The sequence below is a fragment of the Streptomyces sp. NPDC001493 genome (assembly GCF_053597235.1).
In genome coordinates, this window is record NZ_JBSFHV010000027.1 from 61,550 (window position 1) to 74,652 (window position 13,103).

12 protein-coding genes and 1 riboswitch are annotated in these 13,103 nt (G+C 70.7%); of the genes, 7 read left to right on the plus strand and 5 right to left on the minus strand.

Annotated features, from left to right (window positions below; translation table 11 throughout):
• Window positions 1-18 precede the first annotated feature (18 nt).
• Both ACWCWD_RS30410 and ACWCWD_RS30415 read right to left on the minus strand, forming a co-directional pair.
• On the minus strand, window positions 19-1,404 hold the full coding sequence (locus tag ACWCWD_RS30410) for an alpha,alpha-trehalose-phosphate synthase (UDP-forming) (RefSeq protein ID WP_450777726.1): 1,386 nt from the start codon (window positions 1,402-1,404) through the stop codon (window positions 19-21).
• A 200-nt stretch (window positions 1,405-1,604) separates the two neighbouring features.
• Entirely contained in the window at window positions 1,605-2,579 is a 975-nt protein-coding gene (locus tag ACWCWD_RS30415; protein WP_450777831.1) for a glucosyl-3-phosphoglycerate synthase, read from the minus strand.
• A gap of 154 nt (window positions 2,580-2,733) precedes the next feature.
• Window positions 2,734-2,861: riboswitch (SAM riboswitch) on the plus strand.
• 18 nt (window positions 2,862-2,879) lie between these two features.
• Here ACWCWD_RS30415 and thrC point away from each other — a divergent pair.
• The 4 genes from thrC (at window position 2,880) to groL (ending at window position 7,144) form a co-directional block, all read left to right on the plus strand.
• Window positions 2,880-4,172, plus strand: coding sequence for a threonine synthase (gene thrC / locus ACWCWD_RS30420; protein WP_450777728.1), 1,293 nt, complete (start codon window positions 2,880-2,882; stop codon window positions 4,170-4,172).
• Between the two features lie 29 nt (window positions 4,173-4,201).
• Window positions 4,202-4,480, plus strand: a complete 279-nt coding sequence (locus ACWCWD_RS30425; protein ID WP_266705881.1) for a MoaD/ThiS family protein — start codon at window positions 4,202-4,204, stop codon at window positions 4,478-4,480.
• Window positions 4,481-4,937: 457 nt separating this feature from the next.
• Window positions 4,938-5,144 carry a cold-shock protein gene (locus ACWCWD_RS30430; protein WP_003967346.1) on the plus strand — a complete coding sequence of 69 codons (207 nt, stop codon included), beginning with the start codon at window positions 4,938-4,940 and terminating at the stop codon, window positions 5,142-5,144.
• A gap of 377 nt (window positions 5,145-5,521) precedes the next feature.
• Window positions 5,522-7,144: a chaperonin GroEL gene (groL, locus tag ACWCWD_RS30435; RefSeq protein WP_266705879.1), complete on the plus strand. Its 1,623-nt coding sequence runs from the start codon at window positions 5,522-5,524 to the stop codon at window positions 7,142-7,144.
• Between the two features lie 211 nt (window positions 7,145-7,355).
• On the opposite strand, the gene ACWCWD_RS30440 is transcribed toward groL, so the two are convergent.
• Window positions 7,356-8,117: a MerR family transcriptional regulator gene (locus ACWCWD_RS30440; RefSeq protein WP_450777730.1), complete on the minus strand. Its 762-nt coding sequence runs from the start codon at window positions 8,115-8,117 to the stop codon at window positions 7,356-7,358.
• 312 nt (window positions 8,118-8,429) lie between these two features.
• The gene (locus tag ACWCWD_RS30445) at window positions 8,430-8,954 is read right to left on the minus strand and encodes a MarR family winged helix-turn-helix transcriptional regulator (RefSeq protein WP_450777732.1); all 525 of its coding nucleotides are present in this window, start codon (window positions 8,952-8,954) and stop codon (window positions 8,430-8,432) included.
• A gap of 137 nt (window positions 8,955-9,091) precedes the next feature.
• Here ACWCWD_RS30445 and ACWCWD_RS30450 point away from each other — a divergent pair, with 137 nt between their 5' ends.
• Entirely contained in the window at window positions 9,092-10,387 is a 1,296-nt protein-coding gene (locus ACWCWD_RS30450; protein WP_450777734.1) for an FAD-dependent monooxygenase, read from the plus strand.
• Between the two features lie 76 nt (window positions 10,388-10,463).
• Here the strand turns inward: ACWCWD_RS30450 and ACWCWD_RS30455 are convergent, their stop codons facing one another.
• Window positions 10,464-11,414, minus strand: coding sequence for a beta-ketoacyl-ACP synthase III (locus tag ACWCWD_RS30455; protein ID WP_450777736.1), 951 nt, complete (start codon window positions 11,412-11,414; stop codon window positions 10,464-10,466).
• 172 nt (window positions 11,415-11,586) lie between these two features.
• Here ACWCWD_RS30455 and ACWCWD_RS30460 point away from each other — a divergent pair, with 172 nt between their 5' ends.
• Window positions 11,587-12,186, plus strand: coding sequence for a TetR/AcrR family transcriptional regulator (locus ACWCWD_RS30460; RefSeq protein WP_450777738.1), 600 nt, complete (start codon window positions 11,587-11,589; stop codon window positions 12,184-12,186).
• A 437-nt stretch (window positions 12,187-12,623) separates the two neighbouring features.
• Entirely contained in the window at window positions 12,624-13,034 is a 411-nt protein-coding gene (locus ACWCWD_RS30465) for a YciI family protein (RefSeq protein WP_450777833.1), read from the plus strand.
• The last annotated feature ends 69 nt before the right edge of the window (window positions 13,035-13,103 follow it).

A 13,103-nucleotide genomic window follows, 5' to 3' on the forward strand; every position in this document is an offset into this window, starting at 1 on the left:
CGGGGGGACCGCGGGACCTCACCCCTCCCGCAGTGCCTCCAGCTGCTGGAGGAACCACGCCTGCGGCGGCAGCGCGGTCGCGGCCTCCGCGAGGCGCGCGGACCGCTCGGCGCGCTCGGTCCCGTCCATGGTCAGCGCCTCGTGCAGGGCCTCGGCGGTGGCGCTCACGTCGTACGGGTTCACCACCAGCGCGTCGGCGCCCAGCTCCTCGTATGCCCCGGCCTCGCGGGAGAGCACCAGGGCGACCCCGTGGTCCGAGACGACCGGGACCTCCTTGGCGACCAGGTTCATGCCGTCCCGGATGGGGTTGACCAGCGCCACGTCGGCGAGCCGGTAGGCGGCGAGCGAGCGGGCGAAGTCGTCCTTCACGTGCAGGACGACCGGGGTCCAGGTGTCGGTGCCGTACGACTTGTTGATCTCGTCGGCGAGCTCCTGGACGGCGGACGTGTACTCGCGGTAGACCGCCAGGTCCTGGCGGGAGGGGTAGGCGAAGGCGATGTGCACGACGCGTTCGCGCCACTCGGGGTGGTTGTCGAGGAGGGTGCGGTAGGCGTGCAGCCCGCGCACGATGTTCTTGGACAGCTCGGTCCGGTCGACCCGGACGATCGTCTTCCGGCTGCCGTCGCCGCCGATCTGCTCGCGCAGCGCGGCCATCCGCTCGTCCACGTCCGGCTCGTGCGAGCGGGCGAGCAGGAAGTCGCCGTCCGCGCCGAGGCCGTGCACGCCGATGCGGGTCCCGCTGGTGCCGCCGAGGATCTCGGTGCAGCAGCCGATGAACGCGTCGGCCCAGCGGCGGGTGAGGAAGGCCGCCCGGTCGGCGCCGAGGATGCCGCGCAGCAGCTGTTCGCCGATGTCGTCGGGGAGCAGCCGGAAGTAGTCCACCGGCGCCCACGGGGTGTGCGAGAAGTGGCCGATGCGCAGGTCGGCGCGGAGTTCGCGGAGCATCCCGGGGACCAGCGCGAGGTGGTAGTCCTGCACCAGCACGGCGGCGCCCTCGCCCGCCTCCTCGGCCAGCGCCTCGGCGAAGGCCCGGTTGTACGTCTCGTACGCGGCCCACTGACGCCGGAACTCGTCGTCGAAGACCGGCTCGACGGGGGTCTGGTAGAGCAGGTGGTGGACGAACCAGAGCACGGAGTTGGCGATGCCGTTGTACGCGTCGGCGTGCACGGAGGCGTCGATGTCGAGCATCCGGACGCCCTCTTCGCCGACGCCGCGCCGGACCGCCTCGCGGTCGCCGTCGCCGAGTGCGGCGCAGACCCACACCTTGTCGTCGACGGCGCTCAGCCCGGAGACGAGCCCGCCTCCGCCCCGGCGTGCGTCGAGGGAACCGTCCTCGTTCAGCGTGTACGACACGGGGCCGCGGTTGGACGCGACGAGGACCTGGGCGGCGTGCTCGGAGACCATGTAGCGGAACCTAGCCCGATACGTAACCCCCCAAACGTGTTCGAGGCCGGGGCGGGGTCGGGCGCCGGGGCGTGCCGTGTGCTCGGCGAGGGGGCGGGTCGGGCCGCACGTCTCGCGGTGCACCGGCGCGAGGCCGGGACCGGTCGGGCCGCGTCTCGTGCCGTGTCGGGTCCGTGCACCCGACGCGAGGCCGGCCCCGGTCAGGCGGCGCGTCTCGCGGTGTACTCGGGGATCTCCCGGACCGGCGGCCGTTCCTCGGTGTCCACCGCGTAGGTGCGTGGCCGGAAACCGTCCTCGTCGCGTTCGAACTGGGTGAGCACCGGGCGCACCAGGTGCCCCCGGGAGAGCCGCAGCTGCGCGGTGCGGTAGATCGCGGCGGCCATCCGCCCCAGCGCCTGCCCGTCCTGGTGGCGGTGGCGGCGGACCCCGACGTCCACCTGGGCCAGGGCGTCGAGCCCCACGGTGTGCAGCGCGTCCACCAGGAGCCCCAGTTCCACGCCGTAGCCGACCGGGAACGCGAGCTGTTCCAGGAGCGGGCGCCGGACCGCGTACTCGCCGCCCAGTGGCTGGACGAAGCCGGCCAGTTTCGGCCAGTGCAGATTGAGCAGCGGGCGGGCGACCAGTTCGGTGACGCGGCCGCCCTGCGCGGGGGGACCGGCGGGGGCGTGGCCGTCCGCGGTCTCCAGCGGCCGGTCGTACATCGCCTTGACGAACTGGATGCCCGGGTCGGTGAGCAGCGGGCCGATGATGCCGGAGACGAAGTCGGCGGAGAAGTCCTTGAGGTCGGCGTCGACGAAGCAGACGATGTCGCCGCTGGTCACGAAGAGCGACCGCCAGAGCACCTCGCCCTTGCCGGGGACGGCGGGTATCCGGGGGAGGATGGAGTCCCGGTGCACCACCCGGGCTCCGGCCGCGCGGGCGACGGCGGAGGTGGCGTCGGTGGAGCCGGAGTCGATCACCACGAGTTCATCGATGAGCGGGACCTTCTCCATCAGCTCGCGGCGGATGGTCCGGACGATGTCGCCGACCGTCGCCTCCTCGTTCAGCGCGGGCAGGACGACGCTCACCGAGGAGCCCCGCGGGCTCCGGTCCCTGGCGGCCAGGAGACGGTCCAGCGGGCGGTCGGAGGCTGCCCAGGAACGGCGGTTCAGCCAGCTGTCGACCTCTTCCAGCACGGGCGATACTCCCTGTATGTGATCCATCTCGCGGTTCGGACTACTACCTCAACCGTCGGGTGCTTCAGTTACAGTCTTGAACAACGCTCACTGCCTTCGCATGTCGGGGTCGGAGGGCGGACAAACGCCTGGATCGCACGATCCAGTGCCATAGCGCTCATCCAGAGGGACTGAGGGAACGGCCCGTTGAAGTCCCGGCAACCCTCCCGCCGGCCGCGAGGCCACGGTGGGGAAGGTGCCAATTCCGTCTTGCGGCGAAATGCGTCGCAAGGAAGATGAGGAGAAAGGGCCTCCGCCATCATGGCTGTTCAGACCGTTGCAGCGAGTTCCGGCACGTCCGTGGACCTCGGTCCCGCCAGTGCGCTTTCCTGCCGCGAGTGCGGCGAACGCTTCGAACTCGGTCCCATTTTCGCCTGCGCGTCCTGTTTCGGGCCGCTCGAAGTGGCGTACGACCTGCCGAGCGGCTCCCCCGAAGAGCTGAAGAAGCGCATCGAAGCCGGCCCGAACAACATCTGGCGCTACGCGCCGCTGCTGCCGGTGCCCGCCGATGTCGCCGACAAGCCCAACATGAACCCCGGCTTCACCAAGCTGGTCAAGGCCGACAACCTCGCCCGTGAGCTGGGCATCACCGGCGGCCTGTACGTCAAGGACGACTCCGGCAACCCGACGCACTCCTTCAAGGACCGCGTCGTCGCGATCGCCGTCGAGGCAGCCCGCGCCTTCGGTTTCACCACCCTTTCCTGCTCCTCCACCGGCAACCTCGCCGGCGCGGTCGGTGCCGCCGCCGCGCGGGCCGGCTTCCGCTCCTGCGTGTTCATCCCGCACGACCTGGAAGAGGGCAAGGTCGTCATGGCCGCGGTGTACGGCGGCGAACTCGTCGGCATCGAGGGCAACTACGACGACGTGAACCGGTTCTGCTCCGAGCTCATCGGCGACCCGCTGGGCGAGGGCTGGGGCTTCGTCAACGTCAACCTCCGCCCGTACTACGGCGAGGGCTCGAAGACCCTCGCGTACGAGATCTGCGAGCAGCTCGGCTGGCAGCTCCCGGACCAGCTGGTCATCCCGATCGCGTCCGGCTCCCAGCTCACCAAGATCGACAAGGGACTTCAGGAGCTGATCAAGCTCGGTCTCGTCGAGGACAAGCCGTACAAGATCTTCGGTGCCCAGGCCGAGGGCTGCTCCCCGGTCTCCACCGCCTTCAAGGCCGGCCACGACGTGGTCCGCCCGCAGAAGCCGAACACGATCGCCAAGTCGCTCGCGATCGGCAACCCGGCCGACGGCCCGTACGTCCTGGACATCGCCCGCCGCACCGGCGGCGCGGTGGAGGACGTCGACGACGAGCAGGTCGTCGACGCGATCAAGCTGCTCGCCCGCACCGAGGGCATCTTCGCGGAGACCGCGGGCGGCGTGACCGTCGGCGTGACGCAGAAGCTGATCGAGGCCGGCCTGCTCGACCCGACCCTGACCACCGTCGTCCTGAACACCGGTGACGGCCTGAAGACCCTGGACGCCGTCTCCCCGACGACCGGCCTGTCGGCGACCATCCGCCCGAGCCTGGACGCGTTCCGCGACGCGGGCCTCGCGGCCCACTGACCACCCGAGAACCGAGGAAGGCAATCCCCATGAGCGTCAAGGTCCGCATCCCCACCATCCTGCGCACGTACACCGGCGGCCAGGCCGAGGTCTCGGCCGAGGGCACCGTCCTCTCCGAGGTCATCGAGTCCCTGGAGAAGGACCACCCGGGCATCGCCGCGCGCGTCCTGGACGACCAGGGCAAGCTGCGCCGCTTCGTCAACGTGTACGTCAACGACGACGACGTCCGCTTCGAGGGCGGCCTCCAGGCGGCCACGCCGGACGGCGCCGGCGTCTCGATCATCCCCGCCGTCGCCGGCGGCTGCTGACCCCGACGGCCGGTCCGGGACCCCGTCGTCCGGCGGGGTCCCCGACCGCCGTTCCGCAGCGCACCGTTGCCCCCTTCGCGTACGACGCGGAGGGGGCAATTCCGTAGGGTTGAGCGCGGTACAGTTGGGGAAGCCCCCTCCGCCGCCCGTGTCGGGCGGGTGTGAGATCGCGCCGACGCGCGACAAGATGTAGCCAAAGTCCGGAAGCCCTCTGTGCCTTAAGTGGCCTTTGTCTGGCCCGACTTGCCCAAAATTCTCAACAAATCCTCATGTTCGGGCGTTCCGCCGCGACCAGAATTCTCGTCCGATTGACCTGTTGCAGAGGGCAGTTGGGCAGATACATTCGGCCGCGGTCGACGCGTTCCGGCGCACGCACCCTCTCCTGTCGGAGGGTGAGTTCTGACCCGGGTCCGCGAAGTGCGGTCCTGTGCAGGGGCCAGAAATAGGGGAGTTAGGCATGGCTCAGGGCACCGTCAAGTGGTTCAACGCGGAGAAGGGGTACGGCTTCATCGCGGTCGACGGTGGTGCGGATGTTTTCGTCCACTACAGCGCGATCCAGATGGACGGATACCGCACCCTCGAAGAGGGTCAGCGAGTTGAATTCGAGATCTCGCAGGGCCAGAAGGGGCCGCAGGCGGACATGGTCAAGCTCGCCGTGGGCTGAGATCGGACGCGGTCGGCAACGACACTTCTCACGCACGCAGGGCCCGTCCCCGTCAGGGGTACGGGCCCTGCGCGCGTTCGCGTTCCGCGGGGCCCGGAAGGGCCCGTGGGGGCCCGGAGGTTGCCCGCGGAGCGCCTGCGACTCGCCTGCGGGGCGGCCCGGGCTTGTCCCCAGGACGAGGAGGACGCTTGCACTCGCAGGGGTCGAGTGCTAATCATTGGCGTTAGCACTCTCCAGGTGAGAGTGACAGAAACTTGGACCGGGCCGGTGAGGCCCGCAGGCGCGGCGGGGCAAGGAACCGCCGGGCACGCAGGCCGTCCGTCGCGGGCGCCTCTCGGTCCGGAGCAATCCACCCCTGTCCGGGAGGACCACTTCACATGGCCAAGATCATCGCGTTCGACGAGGAGGCACGGCGCGGTCTCGAGCGCGGGATGAACCAGCTCGCCGACGCCGTCAAGGTCACCCTCGGCCCCAAGGGCCGTAACGTCGTCCTCGAGAAGAAGTGGGGCGCGCCCACGATCACCAACGATGGTGTTTCCATCGCCAAGGAGATCGAGCTCGAGGACCCGTACGAGAAGATCGGTGCGGAGCTGGTCAAGGAGGTCGCCAAGAAGACGGACGACGTCGCCGGCGACGGTACGACCACCGCCACCGTTCTCGCCCAGGCGCTCGTCCGCGAGGGTCTGCGCAACGTCGCCGCCGGTGCCAACCCGATGGCCCTCAAGCGGGGCATCGAGAAGGCCGTCGAGGCCGTCTCCGCCGCTCTGCTGGAGCAGGCCAAGGACGTGGAGACCAAGGAGCAGATCGCTTCGACCGCCTCCATCTCCGCCGCCGACACCGAGATCGGCGCCAAGATCGCCGAGGCGATGGACAAGGTCGGCAAGGAAGGCGTCATCACCGTCGAGGAGTCCCAGACCTTCGGTCTGGAGCTGGAACTCACCGAGGGTATGCGCTTCGACAAGGGCTACATCTCGGCGTACTTCGCGACCGACATGGAGCGTATGGAGACGTCCTTCGACGACCCGTACATCCTCATCGTCAACTCGAAGATCTCCAACGTGAAGGACCTCCTTCCGCTGCTGGAGAAGGTCATGCAGTCGGGCAAGCCGCTGCTGATCATCGCCGAGGACGTCGAGGGCGAGGCCCTGTCGACCCTGGTCGTCAACAAGATCCGTGGCACCTTCAAGTCCGTCGCCGTCAAGGCCCCGGGCTTCGGTGACCGCCGCAAGGCCATGCTCGGCGACATCGCCATCCTCACCGGTGGCACCGTCATCTCCGAGGAGGTCGGCCTCAAGCTGGAGAACGCGGGTCTCGACCTGCTGGGCTCCGCGCGCAAGGTCGTCATCACCAAGGACGAGACGACGATCGTCGACGGCGCCGGTGAGAGCGACCAGGTCCAGGGTCGCGTCAACCAGATCCGTGCCGAGATCGAGAACTCCGACTCGGACTACGACCGCGAGAAGCTCCAGGAGCGTCTGGCGAAGCTGGCCGGCGGCGTGGCCGTCATCAAGGCCGGTGCCGCCACCGAGGTCGAGCTCAAGGAGCGCAAGCACCGCATCGAGGACGCGGTGCGCAACGCCAAGGCCGCCGTCGAGGAGGGCATCGTCGCCGGTGGTGGCGTGGCTCTGCTCCAGGCGTCCGCCGTCTTCGACAAGCTCGACCTGACGGGCGACGAGGCCACCGGCGCCAACGCCGTCAAGCTCGCGCTGGAGGCCCCGCTCAAGCAGATCGCCGTCAACGGTGGTCTCGAGGGTGGCGTCGTCGTGGAGAAGGTCCGCAACCTGCCGATCGGTCACGGCCTCAACGCCGCGACCGGCGAGTACGTCGACATGATCGCCGAGGGCATTCTCGACCCGGCGAAGGTCACGCGCTCCGCTCTGCAGAACGCCGCCTCCATCGCCGCGCTCTTCCTCACCACCGAGGCCGTCATCGCCGACAAGCCCGAGAAGGCCGGCGCGGCCGCCCCGGGTGGCATGCCGGGCGGTGACATGGACTTCTGATCCCCTTCAGGGATCGGTGGTTCCACCCCCGCAGCGTCCAGCTGTAGCTTCGGCCCCCAGGATTCGTCCTGGGGGCCGAAGTGTTTCCGCGGGCGCCCCGGAGGCCGGGCCGGGGGTGCAGGGCGGTCCGGGCGTACAGGGCTGTCCGGTCGGGCCGGGCGTTCAGGGCTGTCCGGTCGGGCCGGGTGCCCCGGAGGCCGGTCCGGTCCGGTCAGGCCGGGCGGACCGAGTGGTACGCCTCGATGGCGTCCCGCTGGTACGCGGCGAGGCCCGGCGCGATGGCCTCGTACGCCGCGCGCCACTGCGGGTTCTCCACGCAGGAGCGCCCGATGGCGAGGTGCTCGTCGGCGGTGACGGGGCGCAGCTCGGTCAGCGCCCGGTACCGCGCGTCCACGTGCTCCCGCACGGGCGCCGAGTCGGCGGGCAGGCCCGCGGCCAGGAACTCGGCGAGCCGGATCATCTGCGCCGTACGTTCCCGCTGCCCGGCCGCGATCTCGTCCCCGGTCAGGCCGGAGGTGTGCCGCTCGACCGCTTCGGCGTGCTCCGGGAAGTCCCGCAGGCTCTCCCCGTACTGCTCGGGGCGCACGCCCTCGAAGAGGTTCTCGGGCCGGTTGATGCTGGTCATGGTGGTGCCGTCCTCTCGGGAGAGTTCCAGCTCGCGGATGGTGCGGTGGACGGCCGCGGCCAGGGTGCCGAGGCGGTCGCGTTCGGCGAGCAGCCGACGGTGGTGGCCGCGCAGGGCCGCCAGTTCGTCGACCTGTTCGGCCAGGATGCGGCCGATCTCGGGCAGCCCGACGCCGAGGCTCCGCAGCACGAGGATCTGCTGCAGCCGCAGCAGTTGGCGTTCCTCGTAGACGCGGTGCCCGTTCGAGCCGATGCCGGCGGGCGGCAGCAGCCCGATCTCGTCGTAGTGACGCAGGGTCCGTGCGGTCACCCCGGACATCCGGGCGACCTCCGCGATGGGCCAGGCCATGGCCGTCTCCTTCACGTGCCGCATGTTCACGTGCCGCATGTTCACGTGCCGCATGTTCACGTGCCGCATGTTCGCGTGCCGCTTGTTCGCGTGCCCTCGTTCGCGTACCAGGAGCTGGAAACGAATGCTCGGTACGGGGGTCGATTCGCCTTGCCCCGTACGGGTCCGGGTTCTTCCGGCCCTGAGAAGGACGGTAGAAGCTGCCGCAGCGGCAACCGCAAGCCCGTGATGCGTTCTTCTGCCGGGGCGCCGGGCGAGGGTCCGCGGAGGGGATGCGGCGCGGGTGCCACCGAGGCGGTCACCGAGGGGGCGCTACTCCGCGTCCAGCGCCGACAGGTGGCGGGTGAAGTCGTCCACGAGCCGCCCCAGCAGCCGTCCCAGCTCCCGCCGGTCCCGGTCGGACCAGTCGGCGAGCGCTCCGCCGAACCAGCCGAGGATGGTCCGCATGTAGCGTTCGGCGCCCGCCGCGCCTTCCGGGGTCGGCTCGATGAGCCGGGCGCGCTGGTCCTCGGGGTCGGTGACGCGGCGGACCAGTCCGCGCTTCTCCAGCCCGTTGACCTGACGCGTGACGTGCGGCCCGACCACCTGCATGCGCGCGGCGATCTCGCCGATGCGCAGCGGGGTCCCGGCCATGTGCAGGGTGACCAGGACGGACATCGACGGCCGCTCCAGGGCGAGTCCGGCGGTCTCCATGGCGTGCTCGGGCAGCCGCCCCTTGTTGAGCGTGTTGCTGAGCTGAGCCATGCGCGGCAGCATCTCGGCCACGAGATCGAACGCCGCGTCGGAACCGCCTTCGGGGTCGTCGCGGTCTGCCGCGTGCGGCTCCTGGGCGCTCATGCCACTCCTTTGGATACCTAAGTTAGGTATATAGTTGGGTTCGCGGCATCGCTCCACGGGCTTCTCGCGCCCGCAAAAAAGATACCTAAGTTACGTAGATGGTGAGAGTCTGCGTGCCTGTCGAGAGGGGACACCTCATGACCAGCACCTACGGTACGGAATCCGGTCGCGGTACGGCCGCCGGTACGGGCACCACCGCGCCCCGCCCGCGCAGCGTCCTGATCTCCGGCGCCAGCATCGCGGGCCCCGCGCTGGCCTACTGGCTCCACCGGTACGGCTTCGCGGTCACGGTGGTCGAGAAGGCGGACGCGGTACGCGGCGGCGGCTACCCCATCGACATCCGGGGCACCGCCCTGGCGGTCGTGGAGCGGATGGGGCTGCTGCCCCGGCTGTGGGACGCGCACGTGGACAGCCGGCAGGTGTCGTTCCTGGACCCGGACGGTTCGGTACGGGCCGCACTCCGGCCGGAGACCATGACCGGCGGGGTGGACGGCCGGGACGTGGAGGTACGCCGGGGCGACCTGGCCGACCTCCTGTACGGCCTCGTCCGCGACGACGTCGAGTTCCTCTTCGGCGACTCGATCGCGACGCTGGACGACCGGGGCGACGGGGCCGACGGGGGCGTGGACGTGGTGTTCCGCGGCGGGTCCCGGCGCACGTTCGACCTGGTCGTGGGGGCGGACGGCATCCACTCGCACACCCGGGGGCTGGTGATGGGGCCCGAGGAGCGGTACCACCGCTCCCTCGGCCAGAGCTTCGCCGGTTTCACCCTGCCCAACGACTTCGGCCTCAGCCACGAGGGCGTCATCCGCAACACCCCGGGCAAGGGCGCGGTCCTGTACGCCGTGGAGGAGACCGAGGACCTGCACGGCTTCCTGGTGTTCGCCTCGGACCTGGCGCCGACGACCGTACCGGCGGCGGCGTTCCGCGACCCGGCCGCCCAGCGCGAGCTCGTCGCCTCCGTCTTCGCCGACGAGGGCTGGGAGGTCCCGCGCATGGTCGCCGCGATGCGGGAGGCGGACGACCTCTTCTTCGACGTGGCCGGTCAGATCCACCTGCCGTCCTGGTCCACGGGCCGGGTCGTGCTCGTCGGCGACGCCGCGTACGCCCCGTCCTTCTTCTCCGGGCAGGGGTCGAGCATCGCGTTGATCGGCGCGTACGTCCTCGCCGGTGAACTGGCCGTGCGGGAGGACCACACGGCCGCCTTCGCCGCGTACGAGAGCGGGCTGCGGGAGTTCGTGGAGGCCAACCAGGCCCTCGCGCACAGCGGCCTCGCCGTCCTCGCGCCGCGTACGGCCGAGGCCCTCGCGGCCCGCAACCAGGCCCTGGCCGAGCCGACGCTCGCCTCCGGAGAGGAGGGGCGGAGCATCAACGCGGCGCTGGAGCTGCGCGACTACGCGGCGGGTGCGGGCGCTCCCACGGATGCCGCCTGACCGGGGCGGTCGGCGCGGTCCGGAAGGCCCGGACCGGCCTGGAACGGCCTGGACTGGCCTGGAACGGCCGGACTGGTCAGGGGCAGGTGACGACCTGGCCGGCCCAGGAGAGTCCGCCACCGAAGGCGAAGATCAGTACCGGTGTGCCGGAGGGCAGTTCGCCGCGTTCGGACAGCTTGGACAGGGCGAGTGGCACCGAGGCGGCGGAGGTGTTGCCGGATTCGACGACGTCGCGGGCGATGACGACGTCGTCGCGCAGGCCGAGCTGCCGGGTCAGGGACTCGATGATCCGCAGATTGGCCTGGTGGGTGACGACCCCGCCCAGGTCGGCGGGGAGGATTCCGGCACGGAGGCAGGCTTCCCGGGCCACGGCGGGCAGTTCGGTGGTGGCCCAGCGGTAGACGGCCTGGCCCTCCTGCGTGAACCGCGGCTGCCACGCGCCCGCCAGTCGAACCGCCTGCGCGCGCGTGGGATCGGAGCCCCAGGTCACCGGTCCGATTCCGGCGTCACCCTGCTCGGCGGCGCTGATCACGGCGGCGCCCGCGCCGTCGCCCAGCAGGATGCAGGAGGAACGGTCCGTCCAGTCGGTGACGTCCGACATCTTCTCGGCGCCGATGACGAGCGCGTGCCGGGCGGCTCCGGCGCGCACGGTGTGGTCGGCGCAGGCGAGCGCGGTGCAGAAACCGGCGCAGCCGTTGTTGAGGTCGAAGCAGACCGCCGAGGGAATGCCGAGACGCGCGGCGACCTGGGCGGCGGTGGAGGGGCAGCGGTCGACGGCGGAGCAGGTCGCCACGGTGACCAGGCCGATGTCGGCGGGCTCCAGACCGGAGGCGGCCAGTGCCTTTCCGGCGGCTGCCGAGGCCAGGTCGGTGACGGACTCGCCGTCCCCCGCGATCCGCCGGGTGGCGATTCCCGTGCGCTGCCGTATCCAGGCGTCGTTGGTGTCCACCATGCTTTCCAGCTCGGTGTTGGTCAGCACGCGGGAGGGCTGGTAGTGCCCCAGGGAGGTGATGCGGGACCCGGACAAGGCTGCACTCCTTCGGTCAGGCCATGCGGTACCGGCCGGCCGCCGTGCGGTACCGGCCCGCCGCCGTGCGGTACCGGCCGGCCGGGTGGGTGGCCGGGTGGCGACTCCTCCGGAATATAGCAACCGATCGGTCGGAAGCTAAATGGTTCGTGCGGGACTATGATCGGCTCCCATGAGCCCTCGGAACTCGGTCGTGGAGACCCGCCGCACCCGGCAGCGCATTCTGGAGCGCGGTCTGGTGATCGCCTCGGCGGACGGGCTCGAAGGGCTCACCATCGGGCGCCTGGCCACTGAACTGGCGATGAGCAAGGCCGGAGTGCTCGGCCACTTCGGCACGAAGGAACGCCTGCAACTCGACGTCCTGGATGCCGCGGCCGAGTTGTTCGCCCGGGAGGTGCCGGAGAAGGTACGGGACGTGGCGGCCGGTCTGGCGCGGCTGCGGGCGTTGTGCGAGGCGTGGGTGTCGCTGCTGGAGCGGAACGTACTGCCCGGCGGCTGCTTTTTCGCCGCGGCGGCCACCGAGTTCGACGGGCGCGAGGGCCCGGTGCGCGACTCCGTCGCGGGGCTGAGCGATCTGTGGCGTCGCGACCTGCGTCTTCACGTCCAGTGGGCGGTCAGGGCGGGAGAGCTGCCGGAGGACACGGACGCCGAGCAGATGGTCTTCGAACTCGTGGGCATCATGCTCTCTCTCAACCACTTCCTCCAGCTCACTCGCGATCCGGCCGCCCCGGCCCGTGCCCGCCGCGCCTTGGGCCGCGTCCTGGGCGACTGACCGGCGCGTCGTACTCCGCCGTACCCGCTGCGGGTGGCGTCGTCGGTCACGCGTTTGCCAGGCCTGCGTTCGTTGGACACGTGGAGAGCTGGGCGCGCGTGGCGGATCGCGCAGGGGAGCTGGACATCCGCTCGTTGGACATCCGCTCGTTGGACATCCGCTCGTTGGGCTCCCGCTCGTTGGGCATCCGCTCGTTGGACACCCGGAGAGCCGGGCAGCACGCTGGGAGTGGTCGGGAGAGGTCCGGGAAGTTTCTTGCCCGGCGATGTCGAGAACCCGCGACCGGCTCCGTCCCCGTAGTGAAAGCGACGAACGCGACCACGACCACGGACGCGACGGACGCGACCACGGACTCGACGACCACGGACGCGACGGACGCGACCACGGGCGTGACGGACGCGACCGCTCACACGGTCGCCGCAGCGAGGAGAGACACCATGGCGAAGTACCTGATGCTCAAGCACTACCGGGGTGCCCCGGCTCCGGCCAACGACGTGCCGATGGACAAGTGGACCCCGGAGGAGATCTCGGCCCACATCCAGTACATGAACGACTTCGCGGCCCGGCTGGAGAAGACCGGTGAGTACGTCGACGGCCAGGCGCTCGCGCCCGAGGGAACGTGGGTCCGGTACGACGGTGAGGGGCGCCCGCCGGTCACCGACGGCCCGTTCGCCGAGACCAAGGACCTCATCGCGGGATGGATGGTGATCGACGTCGACAGTTACGAACGCGCCGTCGAGCTGGCCGGGGAGCTCTCGGCCGCCCCGGGCGCGGGCGGCGCACCGATCCACGAGTGGCTGGAACTGCGCCCCTTCATGGGCTCGCACCACCCCACCATCTCGGAGTGACCTCGCCGACGGGCGGGGCGGCGGGCCGGGCGTCCGGGGCGTCCGGGGCGTCTCGGGCCTCCGCCGGGG

Excerpts from the sequence above, each read along its gene's own strand:
- ACWCWD_RS30410 (WP_450777726.1), bottom strand. The coding sequence starts at position 1,404 with ATGGTCTCCGAGCACGCCGCCCAGGTCCTCGTCGCGTCCAACCGCGGC.
- thrC (WP_450777728.1), top strand. The coding sequence starts at position 2,880 with ATGGCTGTTCAGACCGTTGCAGCGAGTTCCGGCACGTCCGTGGACCTC.
- ACWCWD_RS30425 (WP_266705881.1), top strand. The coding sequence starts at position 4,202 with ATGAGCGTCAAGGTCCGCATCCCCACCATCCTGCGCACGTACACCGGC.
- ACWCWD_RS30430 (WP_003967346.1), top strand. The coding sequence starts at position 4,938 with ATGGCTCAGGGCACCGTCAAGTGGTTCAACGCGGAGAAGGGGTACGGC.
- groL (WP_266705879.1), top strand. The coding sequence starts at position 5,522 with ATGGCCAAGATCATCGCGTTCGACGAGGAGGCACGGCGCGGTCTCGAG.
- ACWCWD_RS30440 (WP_450777730.1), bottom strand. The coding sequence starts at position 8,117 with ATGGCCTGGCCCATCGCGGAGGTCGCCCGGATGTCCGGGGTGACCGCA.
- ACWCWD_RS30445 (WP_450777732.1), bottom strand. The coding sequence starts at position 8,954 with ATGAGCGCCCAGGAGCCGCACGCGGCAGACCGCGACGACCCCGAAGGC.
- ACWCWD_RS30450 (WP_450777734.1), top strand. The coding sequence starts at position 9,092 with ATGACCAGCACCTACGGTACGGAATCCGGTCGCGGTACGGCCGCCGGT.
- ACWCWD_RS30460 (WP_450777738.1), top strand. The coding sequence starts at position 11,587 with ATGAGCCCTCGGAACTCGGTCGTGGAGACCCGCCGCACCCGGCAGCGC.
- ACWCWD_RS30465 (WP_450777833.1), top strand. The coding sequence starts at position 12,624 with ATGGCGAAGTACCTGATGCTCAAGCACTACCGGGGTGCCCCGGCTCCG.